General features: G+C 49.2%; 14 protein-coding genes and 1 pseudogene. 6 read left to right on the top strand and 9 right to left on the bottom strand.

The window, feature by feature from the left end; all coding sequences use genetic code 11:
* Positions 1 to 65: 65 nt before the first annotated feature.
* The 5 genes from EBB54_RS14735 to EBB54_RS14715 all read left to right on the top strand — a co-directional run bounded on the left by EBB54_RS14735 (position 66) and on the right by EBB54_RS14715 (position 7077).
* Entirely contained in the window at positions 66 to 1736 is a 1671-nt protein-coding gene (locus EBB54_RS14735; protein WP_125127978.1) for a response regulator transcription factor, read from the top strand.
* A 190-nt stretch (positions 1737 to 1926) separates the two neighbouring features.
* Complete coding sequence (locus EBB54_RS14730; RefSeq protein WP_125127977.1) at positions 1927 to 3216, top strand: sugar ABC transporter substrate-binding protein; 1290 nt, start codon at positions 1927 to 1929, stop codon at positions 3214 to 3216.
* A gap of 94 nt (positions 3217 to 3310) precedes the next feature.
* Positions 3311 to 4210 (top strand): carbohydrate ABC transporter permease, encoded by a 900-nt coding sequence (locus EBB54_RS14725; RefSeq protein ID WP_125127976.1) that lies wholly within the window; start codon positions 3311 to 3313, stop codon positions 4208 to 4210.
* A complete protein-coding gene (locus EBB54_RS14720; protein ID WP_125127975.1) occupies positions 4210 to 5058 on the top strand; it encodes a carbohydrate ABC transporter permease in 849 nt (282 codons plus the stop codon). The genes EBB54_RS14725 and EBB54_RS14720 overlap by 1 nt, the downstream gene beginning before the upstream one ends.
* 30 nt (positions 5059 to 5088) lie before the next feature.
* Entirely contained in the window at positions 5089 to 7077 is a 1989-nt protein-coding gene (locus EBB54_RS14715; RefSeq protein WP_125127974.1) for a glycoside hydrolase family 31 protein, read from the top strand.
* 162 nt (positions 7078 to 7239) lie between these two features.
* On the opposite strand, the pseudogene EBB54_RS32245 reads toward EBB54_RS14715, so the two are convergent.
* The 4 genes and pseudogenes from EBB54_RS32245 to EBB54_RS14695 form a co-directional block, all read right to left on the bottom strand.
* Positions 7240 to 7323, bottom strand: a pseudogene (locus EBB54_RS32245) (helix-turn-helix domain-containing protein); the annotation flags it as partial.
* Positions 7324 to 7333: 10 nt separating this feature from the next.
* Positions 7334 to 7561 (bottom strand): DUF4368 domain-containing protein, encoded by a 228-nt coding sequence (locus EBB54_RS14705; protein WP_243127676.1) that lies wholly within the window; start codon positions 7559 to 7561, stop codon positions 7334 to 7336.
* Positions 7562 to 7578: 17 nt separating this feature from the next.
* The gene (locus EBB54_RS14700) at positions 7579 to 8094 is read right to left on the bottom strand and encodes a flavodoxin family protein (protein ID WP_125127973.1); all 516 of its coding nucleotides are present in this window, start codon (positions 8092 to 8094) and stop codon (positions 7579 to 7581) included.
* A gap of 36 nt (positions 8095 to 8130) precedes the next feature.
* Positions 8131 to 9291, bottom strand: a complete 1161-nt coding sequence (locus tag EBB54_RS14695; protein WP_125127972.1) for an iron-containing alcohol dehydrogenase — start codon at positions 9289 to 9291, stop codon at positions 8131 to 8133.
* A 247-nt stretch (positions 9292 to 9538) separates the two neighbouring features.
* Between EBB54_RS14695 and EBB54_RS14690 the strand changes: the two genes are divergently transcribed.
* Entirely contained in the window at positions 9539 to 10414 is an 876-nt protein-coding gene (locus EBB54_RS14690; RefSeq protein ID WP_125127971.1) for a LysR family transcriptional regulator, read from the top strand.
* Positions 10415 to 10634: 220 nt separating this feature from the next.
* On the opposite strand, the gene EBB54_RS14685 is transcribed toward EBB54_RS14690, so the two are convergent.
* The 5 genes from EBB54_RS14685 to EBB54_RS14665 are packed head-to-tail and all read right to left on the bottom strand — an operon-like array spanning position 10635 to position 12778.
* On the bottom strand, positions 10635 to 10877 hold the full coding sequence (locus EBB54_RS14685) for a cysteine-rich KTR domain-containing protein (protein ID WP_125127970.1): 243 nt from the start codon (positions 10875 to 10877) through the stop codon (positions 10635 to 10637).
* Positions 10867 to 11112: a hypothetical protein gene (locus tag EBB54_RS14680; RefSeq protein WP_125127969.1), complete on the bottom strand. Its 246-nt coding sequence runs from the start codon at positions 11110 to 11112 to the stop codon at positions 10867 to 10869. The genes EBB54_RS14685 and EBB54_RS14680 overlap by 11 nt, the downstream gene beginning before the upstream one ends.
* Positions 11113 to 11121: 9 nt before the next feature.
* Positions 11122 to 11346 carry a hypothetical protein gene (locus tag EBB54_RS14675; RefSeq protein WP_125127968.1) on the bottom strand — a complete coding sequence of 75 codons (225 nt, stop codon included), beginning with the start codon at positions 11344 to 11346 and terminating at the stop codon, positions 11122 to 11124.
* Between the two features lie 18 nt (positions 11347 to 11364).
* Complete coding sequence (locus EBB54_RS14670; protein ID WP_125127967.1) at positions 11365 to 12060, bottom strand: ABC transporter permease; 696 nt, start codon at positions 12058 to 12060, stop codon at positions 11365 to 11367.
* Complete coding sequence (locus EBB54_RS14665) at positions 12032 to 12778, bottom strand: ATP-binding cassette domain-containing protein (RefSeq protein ID WP_125127966.1); 747 nt, start codon at positions 12776 to 12778, stop codon at positions 12032 to 12034. Before EBB54_RS14665 ends, EBB54_RS14670 begins: the two co-directional genes overlap by 29 nt.
* Positions 12779 to 12792 lie beyond the last annotated feature (14 nt).

Below are 12792 nucleotides of genomic sequence, written 5' to 3'. Positions count from 1 at the left end.
AGGAAAAGCCCGGCAGGCAGCAGCGGGACAATCCATTTGCCGCGCAGGCAGTGAGGGCTGCGTAGATGGCAGGCAGTGAGGCAGTCAATCTTGCTGCGCAGACGGCAGGCAGTGAGGCAGTCAATCTTGCTGCGCAGACGGCAGGCAGTGAGGAAGTCAATCTTGCCGTGCAGACGGCAGGCAAAAAGGGAGGCAGGGATTTTATGAGAGCGGTAGTAGTGGAAGACGAGATTTTGATTCGGGAGGGGCTGTGCAGGCTGCTGAACAAAATGTTTCCGGAGATCACCATTGAGGGCACCGCAGGAAACGGGCAGGAAGGGCTGTCCTGCATCGAAGCGTGCAGGCCGGATCTGGTGATCACGGATATCCGGATGCCGGTTCTGGACGGACTGGAAATGCTGTCCGGCATGCAGGCACGGGGGTTGTTTCCCAAAGTGATCATTCTCACCGCCTACTCCGAGTTCAGCTATGCCCAGCAGGCCGTAAAGCTGGGAGTCAACGATTATATTATCAAGCCTGTGGCGGTGCAGGAATTTGTCCGAACCATCCGCAAGATACAGAATCTGTACGAGCAGGAGCAGAAACGGATTCCGGACGCCATAGGGAGCCTGGAAAATGTCCTCTCCAATCTCATGTACGGGGTGTCGGCGGCGGACGCGCAGACGGAGGATTTTTTGGAGAAACGGTACGGCATATCCAGGGAATCAAAGCTTTTGGAGCTGCTGGTCTATCTGGGGGACGGTTTCGCAGAACAGCGTGAGAGAAAACGAAACGGATTGTGCCGGGTACTGGAGCAGAAAAAACTGGGATTCTGTCTGGTAGAGCTGGAATACGACCGGGTCATTGCCGCGGTCATATACAGGTACCCGTCCCGGCAGGAGGTGGAGCGGTGGTTCCAGAACCAGATCCTTCTGCAAAAACGGGAAAGGCGTGAGCGGCAGTTCAGCTACGGAATGCTGGAGGTCACCGGGGCGGGGGCCGTCCGGGAGGGATACCAGAAGCTGTTGCCCTACATGGACTGGAACATTGTCCTGGGGGATGACATTTTGATCTCTTATCCCAGGATCACGGATATCCGTACAGAGATCTGCATTTATCCGGTGGAGCTGGAAAACCAGATGAAGATCGCGGTATGCGCCGGAGAACAGGAACGGATCAGGGAGATCCTGGAGAAGTTCCAGCAATTCTTTTCCGGCGGAAAAATGTATTCCCCGAAGGAAGTGAAAGAATCCTATGTCCGTTTTCAGTGGTCGCTGATCAACATCGCGAAGGAAGTGGACTGCATCAATTATAAGAAGATCGACCAGAAAAAGCTTCTGGACTGCATCATGAACGCTAAGACAAAAGGCGAGCTGAAAAAGACCTGTGAAGAACTGCTCAGCCGGATGCACATTTCTTCGGAGGAGACGGGGGCTTTGAGCCTGGCGGTGAAAAAGGCCCAGAGCATGATCCATGAATTTTATGCGGACGGGATCACGCTGAACGAGATCGCGGATCGGCTGAACCTGACCCAGGAATATCTGGGCGCCCAGTTCCACAGGGAATTGGGAGAAAATTTCAGTACATATATCCGCAATTACCGTCTGGCCAAGGCAAAGGAGCTGCTCATCGGAACCCGGCTTAAGCAGTATGAGATCGCGAAAAAGACGGGCTACACAGACGCAAAATATTTTGCCAGGGTGTTCAGGGAATGCGTGGGAATGTCGCCTGCGGAGTACCGCAAGGCAAACCGCTGAAAAGCCGGATGAAAACAGCCGGTCCGGTGAGGGATGTTCTGGGATGATTTCCGGTCACTGTATTTTAGATAATTGATCCTTTTTCACTTTTTTACCATTTCGGAAGGAAAAAAATGACGGTATGATAAGTTCATAGCAGGCAAGTCAATTTGCTTCGCAGATCTGTTTATATGGAAAAGGAGGAGAAAAGATGAAGAAGAGAACATGGATCGCATTAATTTCAGCTCTGGCAATGACCGCGGGACTGCTGGCAGGGTGCTCCGGCGGGGGCGGCAATGAGGAAGGCGCATCCGGAACGGACGCGGGCGCAGCCGCGGAGGATACGTCCGGGGACGACGGGGGCGAAGCTTCCGGGGGAAGAGCCGCGGAGGCCGTCACGATCTGGTATTACTGGGAGACAGAAGGACACCAGGTGGCATTGGATAAAGTCATCCAGGATTACAACGCATCCCAGGACAAATACGAGGTGACTGCAAAATACGTACCCTTCGCGGATTTTAAGAAGCAGCTTTCCATCGGCGCGTCGGCGGACGACCTTCCGGATATCGCCATCCTGGATTCACCGGATCACGCGTCTTATGTGGAAATGGGGATTTTTGAAGATCTGACGGGAAAATTTGACGTCAGCAGTTATTATGAGGGAACCGTCAATTCCTGCACCGTGGACGGCAAACTGTACGGCGTCCCCTTCGGCGCAAACTGCCTGGCGCTGTATTACAATGAAGACATGCTCAAGGATGCCGGATGCGAGGTGCCCACCACATGGGAGGAGCTCAAAGAGACGGCAAAGGCGCTGACCACAGACAGCGTGACCGGCCTGGCGCTCTGCAGCGTACAGAACGAGGAGGGGACTTTTAATTTTGCGCCCTGGCTCTGGTCTACAGGGGCCACATCCTATGACATTGACAACGAGAACGGTATCCGTGCCCTGGCCTTTATCCAGGATCTGGTCAATGAAGGCGTGATGAGCAAGGAATGCATCAACTGGACCCAGGGAGATGTCATGAATCAGTTTATCGCAGGAAATGTGGCGATGATGGAGAACGGCCCGTGGCAGATTCCGACCATGCAGTCTGAAGCCCCGGATCTGAACTGGAAGGTGACTCTGATTCCAAAGGATTCCGACTATGCGTCCGTGCTCGGCGGCGAGAATTACGCGGTGATCAACGGCGGAAACGTGGAGGGAGCCCTGAACTTCCTGACCTATTCGACGGCTGAAGAACAGGTCAAATATCTGATGGACAAATTCGGATACATTTCTGCGGACCAGACCATTGCAGAGAGCCAGTTTGAGGAAGGCTCCCCATACCAGCCATTCGTGGAAGAACTGGAATATGCGATGCCCAGAGGTCCTCTGGCGGAATGGCCCAGCGTATCAGACGCCATCTCCCTGGCATTCAACCAGGTGATCACGGGAACCGCGACGCCCGAGGAGGCCGCCGCCGCAGCCCAGGCCACAATTGACGGGATTGTAAAATAGGGGAAACTGTTAAAAATGGATACAGTCGGGGCAGGAAACAGGCTGCCCTGACTGGAACAGCCTGCCGTACAGGCGGCTGCAAAGAGGATGCAACATGGAAAAATTAAAAAAGAGATTTCGCTATGACAACGCAGGAATTTTATTTGTGCTTCCGGCGTTTTTGTATATGCTGGTGTTCGTGGGATATCCCATCGTCCGCAACCTCATCCTCAGTGTTCAGGATGTAAACGCGGGAAATCTGGTTCGGGGCACGAAACATTTTGTATGGTTTGAAAACTACCGGGAACTGCTGGGGGACAGCGTATTTACCACGTCGCTGGTCAATACGCTGCGCTACACGCTCCTGTGCCTGGTGTTCCAGTTTGCCGTCGGATTCGCGCTGGCGCTGTTTTTCAGCAAACGGTTTTCATTTGCCAGGCCGGTGCGTGGAATCCTGCTGGCGCCGTGGATGATTCCGGTGACCGTCACTGCGCTGATGTTCAAGCTTTTGTTTGCAACGGATATCGGAGTGCTGAACTACATACTCCGGAGCCTTGGCCTGATTGAAAAAAATATCGAATGGCTGACCACGCCCGAAACCGCCATGTTCGCCCTGATCTGTGCAAATGTTTGGATCGGGATTCCATTTAATATGATCCTGATCTCCACCGGGCTGACCACGATCCCGAAGGAACTGTACGAGAGCGCGTCCATCGACGGGGCCAACCGGGTGCAGACGTTTTTTAAGATCACGCTTCCGCTTTTAAGGCCCACCATCGAATCCGTGCTGATCCTTGGATTTATCTATACCTTCAAGGTCTACGATCTGGTCTATGTGATGACAAGCGGCGGGCCCGTCAATTCGACCCACATGCTGTCCACATATTCCTACAAGCTGTCCTTTGAAATGTTCAAGTATAGTAAGGGCTCCGCGGTGGCGAATGTACTGCTGCTGATCCTGATGGCGGTGGGAATCCTTTATATCAAGGCTACAACAAAAGGGGAGGAAGAGTGATGGATGAAGAAAAAAAGATTTCAGGAAAAAAGAATATGATTCTGTGCGCGGTGTCGGTGCTGCTTCTGTGCGTCCTGCTGTTCCCTCTGTACTGGGCGCTGATTACATCCCTGAAGACAGAGCAGGAAATCTTTAGGAATCCGCCCACATTTTATCCCCACGTCCTGAATACGCAGTCCTACGCGGCTCAGGTGGAGACGGGAGATTTTAACATGTTCCGCTCCTTCGCGAACAGCTTCCTGATCTCCATGGGGGCTGCGCTGATCGCGGTCATACTGGCCGTTCCGGCGTCCTATGGGATCGCGAAATACCGTTTCAGAGGGCGGAAGGTGATGCTTTTGTCCTTCCTGGTGACGCAGATGCTTCCCGTATCCGTGCTGCTCACCCCCATGTTTATTATGTTCAAGAACATGCATGTGTACAACACCTGGATTTCCGCGATGCTGGCCGATGCCACTATCGGCATCCCGTTTTCCATATTGATTTTGAAAAATTACTTCGCGTCCATACCGAAGGATCTGGAAGAGGCGGCTTATCTGGACGGCTGCGGCCGATTCACCGCATTTGTCAGGGTGCTGATTCCCATCGCCAGGCCGGGAGTCATGGTCTGCGCCATCTTTTCCTTCCTGTACGCCTGGGGGGATCTGGCCTACGGGATGACCTTTATCCTGGATCAGGAGAAAAGACCAATTACGGCAGGGATCTTTAATTTTATGGGACAATACGGGACGAAATGGAGCTACCTGACGGCCTTTGCGGTGGTGACCATCATTCCCGTGGCGCTGATCTTTATTTTCATGCAGAAATATATCGTCAGCGGCATGACAAGCGGAGCGGTGAAGGGTTGAGTACATGCGGAAAAGAAAGGAGGAAACGAGATGCTGGAAATCAAAGAAAACAGGCTGATATACCACTATGACGCGGAGGAAGTGTGGATCGAACCGTGGGGAGCCGATGCGCTGCGGATTCGCGCCACGAAGGAGCGGCAGATGCCGGAGGAGGACTGGGCATTGCGCAGACGGCCCCATCCCTGTGAAATGAAGTATACGGAGACGGGGGCGGAGATCTCAAACGGAAAGATCCGGGCGGAGATCACGCGTCTGGGAAAGATCCAGATCTGCAGCAGGGAGGGCAGAGTGCTTTTGGAGGAATACTGCAGGAACCGCAGGGACGTGCTGGATCCGAAATGCAGCGCGATTGAGGTGGAAGCCCGGGAGTTCAAACCCATTTCCGGAGGGGATTACCATCTCACAATGCGGTTCGAATCTCTGGATCGGAATGAGAAATTATTCGGAATGGGGCAGTACCAGCAGCCGTACCTGGATCTGAAAGGTCTGGATTTGGAGCTGGCCCACCGAAATTCCCAGGCCAGCGTGCCGTTTGTCATATCGTCCCTGGGATACGGCCTGCTTTGGAACAATCCCGGTGTGGGCCGTGCGGTATTTGGAAGAAACATCATGAGCTTTGAAGCCTGTTCCACGAAGGCGCTGGACTACTGGGTGACGGCAGGCGATACGCCTGCGGAAATCGAGGAACGGTACGCGTCGGTCACCGGAACCGTGCCCATGATGCCGGAATACGGGCTGGGCTTCTGGCAGTGCAAGCTCCGGTACCAGACCCAGGAGGAGCTGCTGGAGGTGGCCAGAGAGTACAAACGGAGAAATCTTCCCATCGACCTGATCGTCATAGATTTCTTCCACTGGCCGAAACAGGGGGAATGGAAATTCGACCCGGTATACTGGCCCGATCCCGACGCCATGGTGCGGGAGCTTAAAGATATGGGGATTGAACTGATGGTGTCCATCTGGCCCACGGTAGACAAGGCCAGTGAAAATTATGAGGAAATGCTGGAAAAAGGCTATCTGATCCGGACGGAGCGGGGGTTCCGGGTGGGGCTGGATTTTATGGGGGCGACCATTCATTACGACGCCACAAATCCGGATGCACGCAGATATGTCTGGAACAAGGCAAAGCAGAATTATTACAGCAAGGGGATTCGGGTGTTCTGGCTGGACGAGGCGGAACCGGAATATTCGGTCTATGATTTTGACAATTACCGGTATCACCGGGGAACCAATTTGCAGATCGGAAATCTCTATCCCGTGGATTACGCGAAAACATTTTACGAAGGCATGGAGGCGGAGGGGCAGAAACAGATCGTAAATCTTCTGCGCTGTGCATGGGCGGGAAGCCAGCGGTACGGAGCGCTGGTGTGGTCCGGAGATATCGCATCCAGCTTTGATAGTATGCGTAACCAGCTTGCCGCCGGACTGAACATGGGGCTTGCGGGGATTCCATGGTGGACCACGGATATCGGGGGCTTCCACGGGGGCAATCCAGAGGACCCTGGGTTTCGGGAATTATTTGCCAGATGGTTCGAGTGGGGCGCCTTCTGCCCGGTGATGCGGCTTCATGGAGACCGGGAGCCGAGACAGCCCCAGCAGGGCGTCACAGGGGGAGCTGCCTGCTGTTCCGGCGCGGCCAATGAGGTGTGGAGCTACGGGGAAGAGGTCTATGAGATCTGCAGAAAATATATGGAACTGCGGGAACGGATGCGGCCTTATACGAGACGCGTCATGGAGGAGGCCCACGAGAAGGGCACCCCGGTGATGCGGCCTCTGTTTTATATGTACCCCGGCGACGCCAGATGCTGGGAGATCGAGGATGCATATTTCTTCGGTCCGGACGTGCTGGTGGCGCCTGTCCTCTCCCCCGGGGCAGTATCCAGAAGCGTCTACCTGCCGGAAGGGGAGCGGTGGATCGAGTATGCCTCCGGGAAGGAGTACGAAGGGGGGAAGGAGTACCTGGCCGAAGCGCCGCTGGATACGATTCCGGTATTTTTGAGGAAAGGGTTCCGGGGATTTTAAGGGCAGTTATTTCAACGCCAGCAAAGTCGCATAAATCAAGAGAAAAATAACCTCTACTGCGTAACAAATCCCATAATAAGTTGAGGGCGAAAGCAGTCTGCTGATTTCGCCCTCTTGACTGCCTATTAGCAAAGGCGGGAAAAGCTGTCAAGGGCGCATAGCGATAGACAGATATTTGATATGCGCAGTGTAATACCGCAATACTGCGTCTACCGCTTCCGGCTCTCCGGCAACGGCTTTTTCTATTGCGTTACAGTTATAGGTACTTTATGTAATAGACAGTCAACTTCTGCTCTTTCACTCCGTTGACCATAACTGGATTGTGTACTTCTATCTTCTCTATCAGTGAATTTAATATCATTGCTGTCAGTTTCTTCATGCCTGCGCACTGTGCAAGGCTCTCTGTAAACTGCTCCGCTTTGCCGCAGGCGGTAAGTAACAGCGCAAATGCCACCGTCAGAAGAACGGCTGGAATTTTTTTCATTTTACCACCTCGCCAAGTCATATTTTTTTCACGATTTCCCTGATTTCATTCTGTTTTGCAACAGATTTAGACTGGCTTCCGACAGCTTTTACAATCCCCAAATCCTTTGCGCCCATATGTCCAATGACTGCATCTTTGTATGTCTGGATTGCAGAAGTGAAACCAAATCCCGCAGCAGTAAGCAGTAACGCTGCCTTTTTCAGTTTCGGCAGGCGTTCAAAAGCATATATCCTTTCAATTGCACAATGTGTCTGTCCCGTAAGTGAATAGTAATAAATCGGGGAGGCAATCACAAGCATTTCACATTCCCTCATAACAGGATAGATTTCCTGCATGTCGTCTTTCTGGACGCAGTTCCCATTCAAAGTGGCACGGCAGGCATCACAGTTTTTGCAGCCACGAATATCCCTGTTGCCAATCTGGAATACAGATACCTTGTGACCTGCTTTTTGTGCTTCTGCGGTAAAAGTTTCCACCAGTGCGGAAGTATTTCCATTGGGACGGGGGCTCCCATTTAATACTAAAATATTCATTTTCTAACCTCCAGTATGGATTATCTGATAATTTCATTAATGGTAAGATTTTTCAAAGATTCCCGCAACATCCTCGTCCGTCATTTCACAGGGATTTGAAGTATATAAAAGCCCTTGCATGGAACGTGCGCCTCTGGCAAGTGTCATTGCCTCATCCTTTTCAAAACCATACTCGCTCATTTTCAAGTTATCCACACCGCAGGCTTTTTGCAGTTCTACGAGAGCAGTAATGAAATCTTCAGGTTTATCGGCATTTTTGATTCCCATTGCCTTTGCCATTTTTATAAAGCGCTCATCACAGACATGCTTATCTACAAAAAACTGGTAAAATTCTTTGGAAATCATAATCAGACCAGCCCCATGAGGCAGATTATGGTGATATGCACTCATGGAATGTTCCATAGAGTGTTCTGCTGTCGTAAGCGTCAGATTCATTGTAATCCCGGCAACCGTTGACGCATAGGCAATATGTTCCCTTGCTTCCATATCGCTTCCATCCCTCACCGCACGGGGCAGATAAGCGGCAACATTTTCGATTGCCGAAAGCGCAATCGCTTCACTTAACAGATTCAATCCCGTACTAATCATTACTTCTGTATTGTGGAACAGTGCATCAAATCCCTGATATGCCGTATACTTAGAAGGAACTGTTTTCATAAGATCCGGGTCAACAATTGCAAGGACTGGTATATTTCTGGTATCGCCAAATCCAATTTTTTCCTGTGTTTTCAAATTAGAAATAACGCCGGAGCAGTTGGCTTCCGAGCCTGTGCCCGAAGTTGTCGGAATCGTTACGATTGGAAGTCCCGCATTTTGAAACGGCTTACCCTTTGCATATTCCCACAGGTCACCCTCATTGGCTGCCATAGAGGACACCATTTTTGAGCTGTCCAAAACTGCGCCGCCGCCAAGCGCAACAATAAAATCACATCCGTTTTCACGGGCAAACCTACCGCCTTCCTCACAATGCTCTTTCAACGGATTTTCCGTGAACTTGTCAAACACAACCGAATCCACACCGGCAATTTTCAGTTGTTCCAGTGTACGGTCAAGATACCCGTTCGCACGGGTGGATTTACCGCTTGAAATAAGGACACAAGCCTTTTTACCGGGAAGCGGCTGTCTGCCAAGTTCATTCAGCATACCTCTCCCAAAAAGAATGTTTGTAGGGTTGTTAAAATTAAAATTCATGTTCATATCTTTCTTTCACCTTTCCTTATCATTTACTTTCTTTTCTTTTATTTTTTTCTCCATTTTGTAAACCAGATAGTCAAGGCAGTCCACTTTGTTCTGGCTTTGATGCAGACTGTCCATCAATCCACACCGGTGCAGACGCAAAAGCCTGCCCCTGTCTGCCCTTATCTTACTCCATTGACTTCCGATTCGCTAATGGTTATAATTTATATCATGTTATTCCAACATTGAATATCAGGAGGATTGCCGCATGGAAATACGGACATTACGGTACTTTCTGGCAGTAGCCAGAGAAGAAAATATGACACGTGCCGCCGAAATACTTCATGTTACACAGCCTACTCTCTCAAAGCAGCTAAAATCCTTAGAAGATGAACTGGGGAAAAAGCTATTCACACGGCACAGTTTTAGTATCCAGCTTACCGAGGAAGGCGTCCTGCTTCGCAAACGGGCAGAAGATTTAGTGAAAATGGCAGACAAAATTATTACCGAGTTTATCACACTTGATGACGTTACAGGCGGCGATGTCTACTTCGGTCTGGCAGAATCCTATCAAATCCGCTTTCTTGCAAGGGAAATTAATACTTTCAAAAAAACATATCCCGGTCTGCGCTACCATATTACCAGCGGTGATACGGAACAGGTCACCGAAAAGCTGGATAAGGGAGTGATAGACTTTGCCGTACTTGTTGAAGAACCAAATGCCGCAAAATACAATTATTTATGTTTTCCGGAATCTGATGTATGGGGCGTTGTCATGCCAAAGGACTGCCGGCTTGCAGAAAAAGAAAAGATTGAGGCGGCGGATTTAATCGGTCTGCCTTTATTTTGCTCCGATCAGGGCTGGCACAAAGATATTACCCGCTGGTGCGGCGGACAAATTGATACACTGCATTTAGAAGGTTCTTTCCGGCTTTCCTATAATGCCTCTCTTTTTGTGAAAGAGCAGCTTGGCTATCTTCTGACCTTTGACCGACTGATTGATACCGGCCCTGAAAGCGGACTGGTATTCCGCCCCTTATTCCCCAAATTAGAAACGAAAATGTATCTCGTATGGAAAAAGTATCAAGTTTTTACCCCCATTGCAGAGCGTCTTTTGGATAATTTAAAAGAAAAGATGAAATAAACAGATAAAAGCTATATCCATCCCATTTCGTTTGCTTTTTAACATATTCCGAGAACCAGAGTTCTTGAAGTCTATTTCCTTTACTTCTTGAATTCCGAAAATCGGAATGTAACAATACTGATATAAATTAAACGGATTATAGTCATACTGAATCAATCATATCAATCATATCCTGAATCCTTCCCTTGCATCATGGAAATGTGCATAACTCGCTATGGAGTCATGGATAACTCTGTTTACAGCACATGGAAACTTCTGCAACGCCCGTACAGTCTGCCGATCGCTTCATCACGATAACCGAAATATGAAATTGTGTTACACTGATTAAGATTTCCTGCTTACATTTGGGGCAGAACAGCGGGAAATTCCGAAGTTCTGTATCTGACCGCATTTTAATGCGTGTCTTGCTTCTGCAAACAGGGCATAATAACCATTTGAATTGCTCGCTCTCGTTATGATTCATGGGTTTTATTCTTGCTTTCCTTTTTCAGTACAGCACTGCTGATAACGCTGACGCCGCCCAATAACGCACAAGATTTTGACGAGAAAAGGATTCCAGCCGCCACCAAACCAACACCGACAACTAAGTTACATACCGCTGCCGTTTTTAACGCTTTCTTTTTCGGGTTGGGAAGCTCTACGGATATTCCCAGTGTATCATTCAGCTTTTTGCAAGCCCTGTTTACTTCTTTAATCATTTTGCCCTCCTAAAATAATAACTGTATGCCGTGATTTGCAATGAGTAACACGCCAATGCCTATGACAGCCCATAAGGCTGTGGCTTTCTTTTCTTTCCCCTTTTTCTTGTTCAGAAACAGGAAAAGCAATCCCACACCTACAAGGCAGATACCGATAATCAATGATATGATTGAAATAGTCTGCATGATTTCCGCACTTGGAACGGGTACAAAGTCGGGAATTGGAAAGTTCATTTTATAGCCCCCTTTCTTTTAACTGCTCAAATCTGATAAAATTATTTTTCTCATTGTGATTGCTGAAAAAATGATTCCTATGATACCGAAAATAATTGCCGCAACGGGAATTGACAAAAGTCCTGCGCTGATTCCCTGTGAGTTTGACGCTATGGCAACAATGACGATAGACGAAACAACGGTTGCAATCGTTGACTTCTTTATCATTCCAACATACAGAGAGAGAAGCCCCAACAGGATAGCGGATATTGTTGTAACTGCCTGTGCCAGTATGTTTCCAAAGCTGAACGTGACAAAATCAAAACATTTTGCCGCAAGAAAGATTGTGGCATATTGGAAGATATTTGACAGCACATGGAACGTAAAGCTAATGCAGCATATCAAAATGAGTTTTGCCGTAATCAGTTTTGTGCGGCTGATCGGGTAAGTGAAAAGCAAGCCGATTGTCTTGTTTCTGTATTCTTCAATCACAAATACGGAAATCAGTACCGCTTCCCATACAATCAGAGTAGCCCTTACAAGCATTGCCGCTAACGTAACCGTATCTAACTGGACAGGGGCAAATCCCGGAAGTGTGGATATATTGCCGCTTGCAGTTAAAAGGCTGGACGTAAAGACCGAAAGCAGAAAAATGATAAAGTTAGCGATTAACAATCCGGCGATATGCGGCTTTAACGGTACTTTCTTAATTTCCATGCGGATAAGATTCCACATTTTTTCCACCTCCTCCCAATAAGCCTAAATAATAGGATTCAAGGTCTATCCCGTTCGCCGTAAGCTCTTTCATAGATACTTCCGCAAGCATAGCCCCGTGGTCAATAATTCCAATTGTGTCGGCAATTTTAGATAGCTCGTCAAGGATATGGCTGGATATTAAAATGCTTGTGTGGTATTCATGGTTGATTCGCAGTAGCAGCTCCCGTACTTCTATAATTCCCTGTGGGTCTAAGCCGTTTATAGGTTCGTCTAAAATGAGCAAATCTGGCTTCGTGAGCATTGCCCTTGCAAGCGCAAGCCGCTGTTTCATTCCCAAAGAGAATTTCCCTACAGCTTTATTGCCCGTTTCTGCAATACCCAACAATGACAGCGTTTCCATGATGTTTTCATAGCCTGCGCCCATGTACCGGCAATGGAGTTCCATGTTCTCATATGCGCTTAAATGGCTGTAAAAAACAGGGCTTTCAATAATGCTGCCGATACGGGAGAAAACGGGATTGTTCCCCTTGTTGATAGTTTCGCCTAATAAACATACCGTACCTGTATCGGGGAAAATGATGTGGTACAGTGTTTTCATCAGCGAAGTTTTTCCTGCGCCGTTTGCGCCCAGAAATCCGTACACTTCCCCTTGCCTTACATTCATGCAAATATCATTCAGTATGGGGTTGCCCTCTATGGATTTTGATAAGTGCCGGACTTCAACCGCATTTGTCATTCGCCCGCCCCCTT

The organism is Schaedlerella arabinosiphila, assembly GCF_003885045.1.
GTDB lineage: Bacteria > Bacillota > Clostridia > Lachnospirales > Lachnospiraceae > Schaedlerella > Schaedlerella arabinosiphila.
This window is presented reverse-complemented; position numbering and strand designations above follow the sequence as displayed.

Bases quoted from the DNA above. Each gene is read 5' to 3' on its own strand.
- EBB54_RS14735 (WP_125127978.1), top strand. From the start codon at position 66: ATGGCAGGCAGTGAGGCAGTCAATCTTGCTGCGCAGACGGCAGGCAGT.
- EBB54_RS14730 (WP_125127977.1), top strand. From the start codon at position 1,927: ATGAAGAAGAGAACATGGATCGCATTAATTTCAGCTCTGGCAATGACC.
- EBB54_RS14725 (WP_125127976.1), top strand. From the start codon at position 3,311: ATGGAAAAATTAAAAAAGAGATTTCGCTATGACAACGCAGGAATTTTA.
- EBB54_RS14720 (WP_125127975.1), top strand. From the start codon at position 4,210: ATGGATGAAGAAAAAAAGATTTCAGGAAAAAAGAATATGATTCTGTGC.
- EBB54_RS14715 (WP_125127974.1), top strand. From the start codon at position 5,089: ATGCTGGAAATCAAAGAAAACAGGCTGATATACCACTATGACGCGGAG.
- EBB54_RS14705 (WP_243127676.1), bottom strand. From the start codon at position 7,561: ATGAAAAAAATTCCAGCCGTTCTTCTGACGGTGGCATTTGCGCTGTTA.
- EBB54_RS14700 (WP_125127973.1), bottom strand. From the start codon at position 8,094: ATGAATATTTTAGTATTAAATGGGAGCCCCCGTCCCAATGGAAATACT.
- EBB54_RS14695 (WP_125127972.1), bottom strand. From the start codon at position 9,291: ATGAACATGAATTTTAATTTTAACAACCCTACAAACATTCTTTTTGGG.
- EBB54_RS14690 (WP_125127971.1), top strand. From the start codon at position 9,539: ATGGAAATACGGACATTACGGTACTTTCTGGCAGTAGCCAGAGAAGAA.
- EBB54_RS14685 (WP_125127970.1), bottom strand. From the start codon at position 10,877: ATGAATCATAACGAGAGCGAGCAATTCAAATGGTTATTATGCCCTGTT.
- EBB54_RS14680 (WP_125127969.1), bottom strand. From the start codon at position 11,112: ATGATTAAAGAAGTAAACAGGGCTTGCAAAAAGCTGAATGATACACTG.
- EBB54_RS14675 (WP_125127968.1), bottom strand. From the start codon at position 11,346: ATGAACTTTCCAATTCCCGACTTTGTACCCGTTCCAAGTGCGGAAATC.
- EBB54_RS14670 (WP_125127967.1), bottom strand. From the start codon at position 12,060: ATGTGGAATCTTATCCGCATGGAAATTAAGAAAGTACCGTTAAAGCCG.
- EBB54_RS14665 (WP_125127966.1), bottom strand. From the start codon at position 12,778: ATGACAAATGCGGTTGAAGTCCGGCACTTATCAAAATCCATAGAGGGC.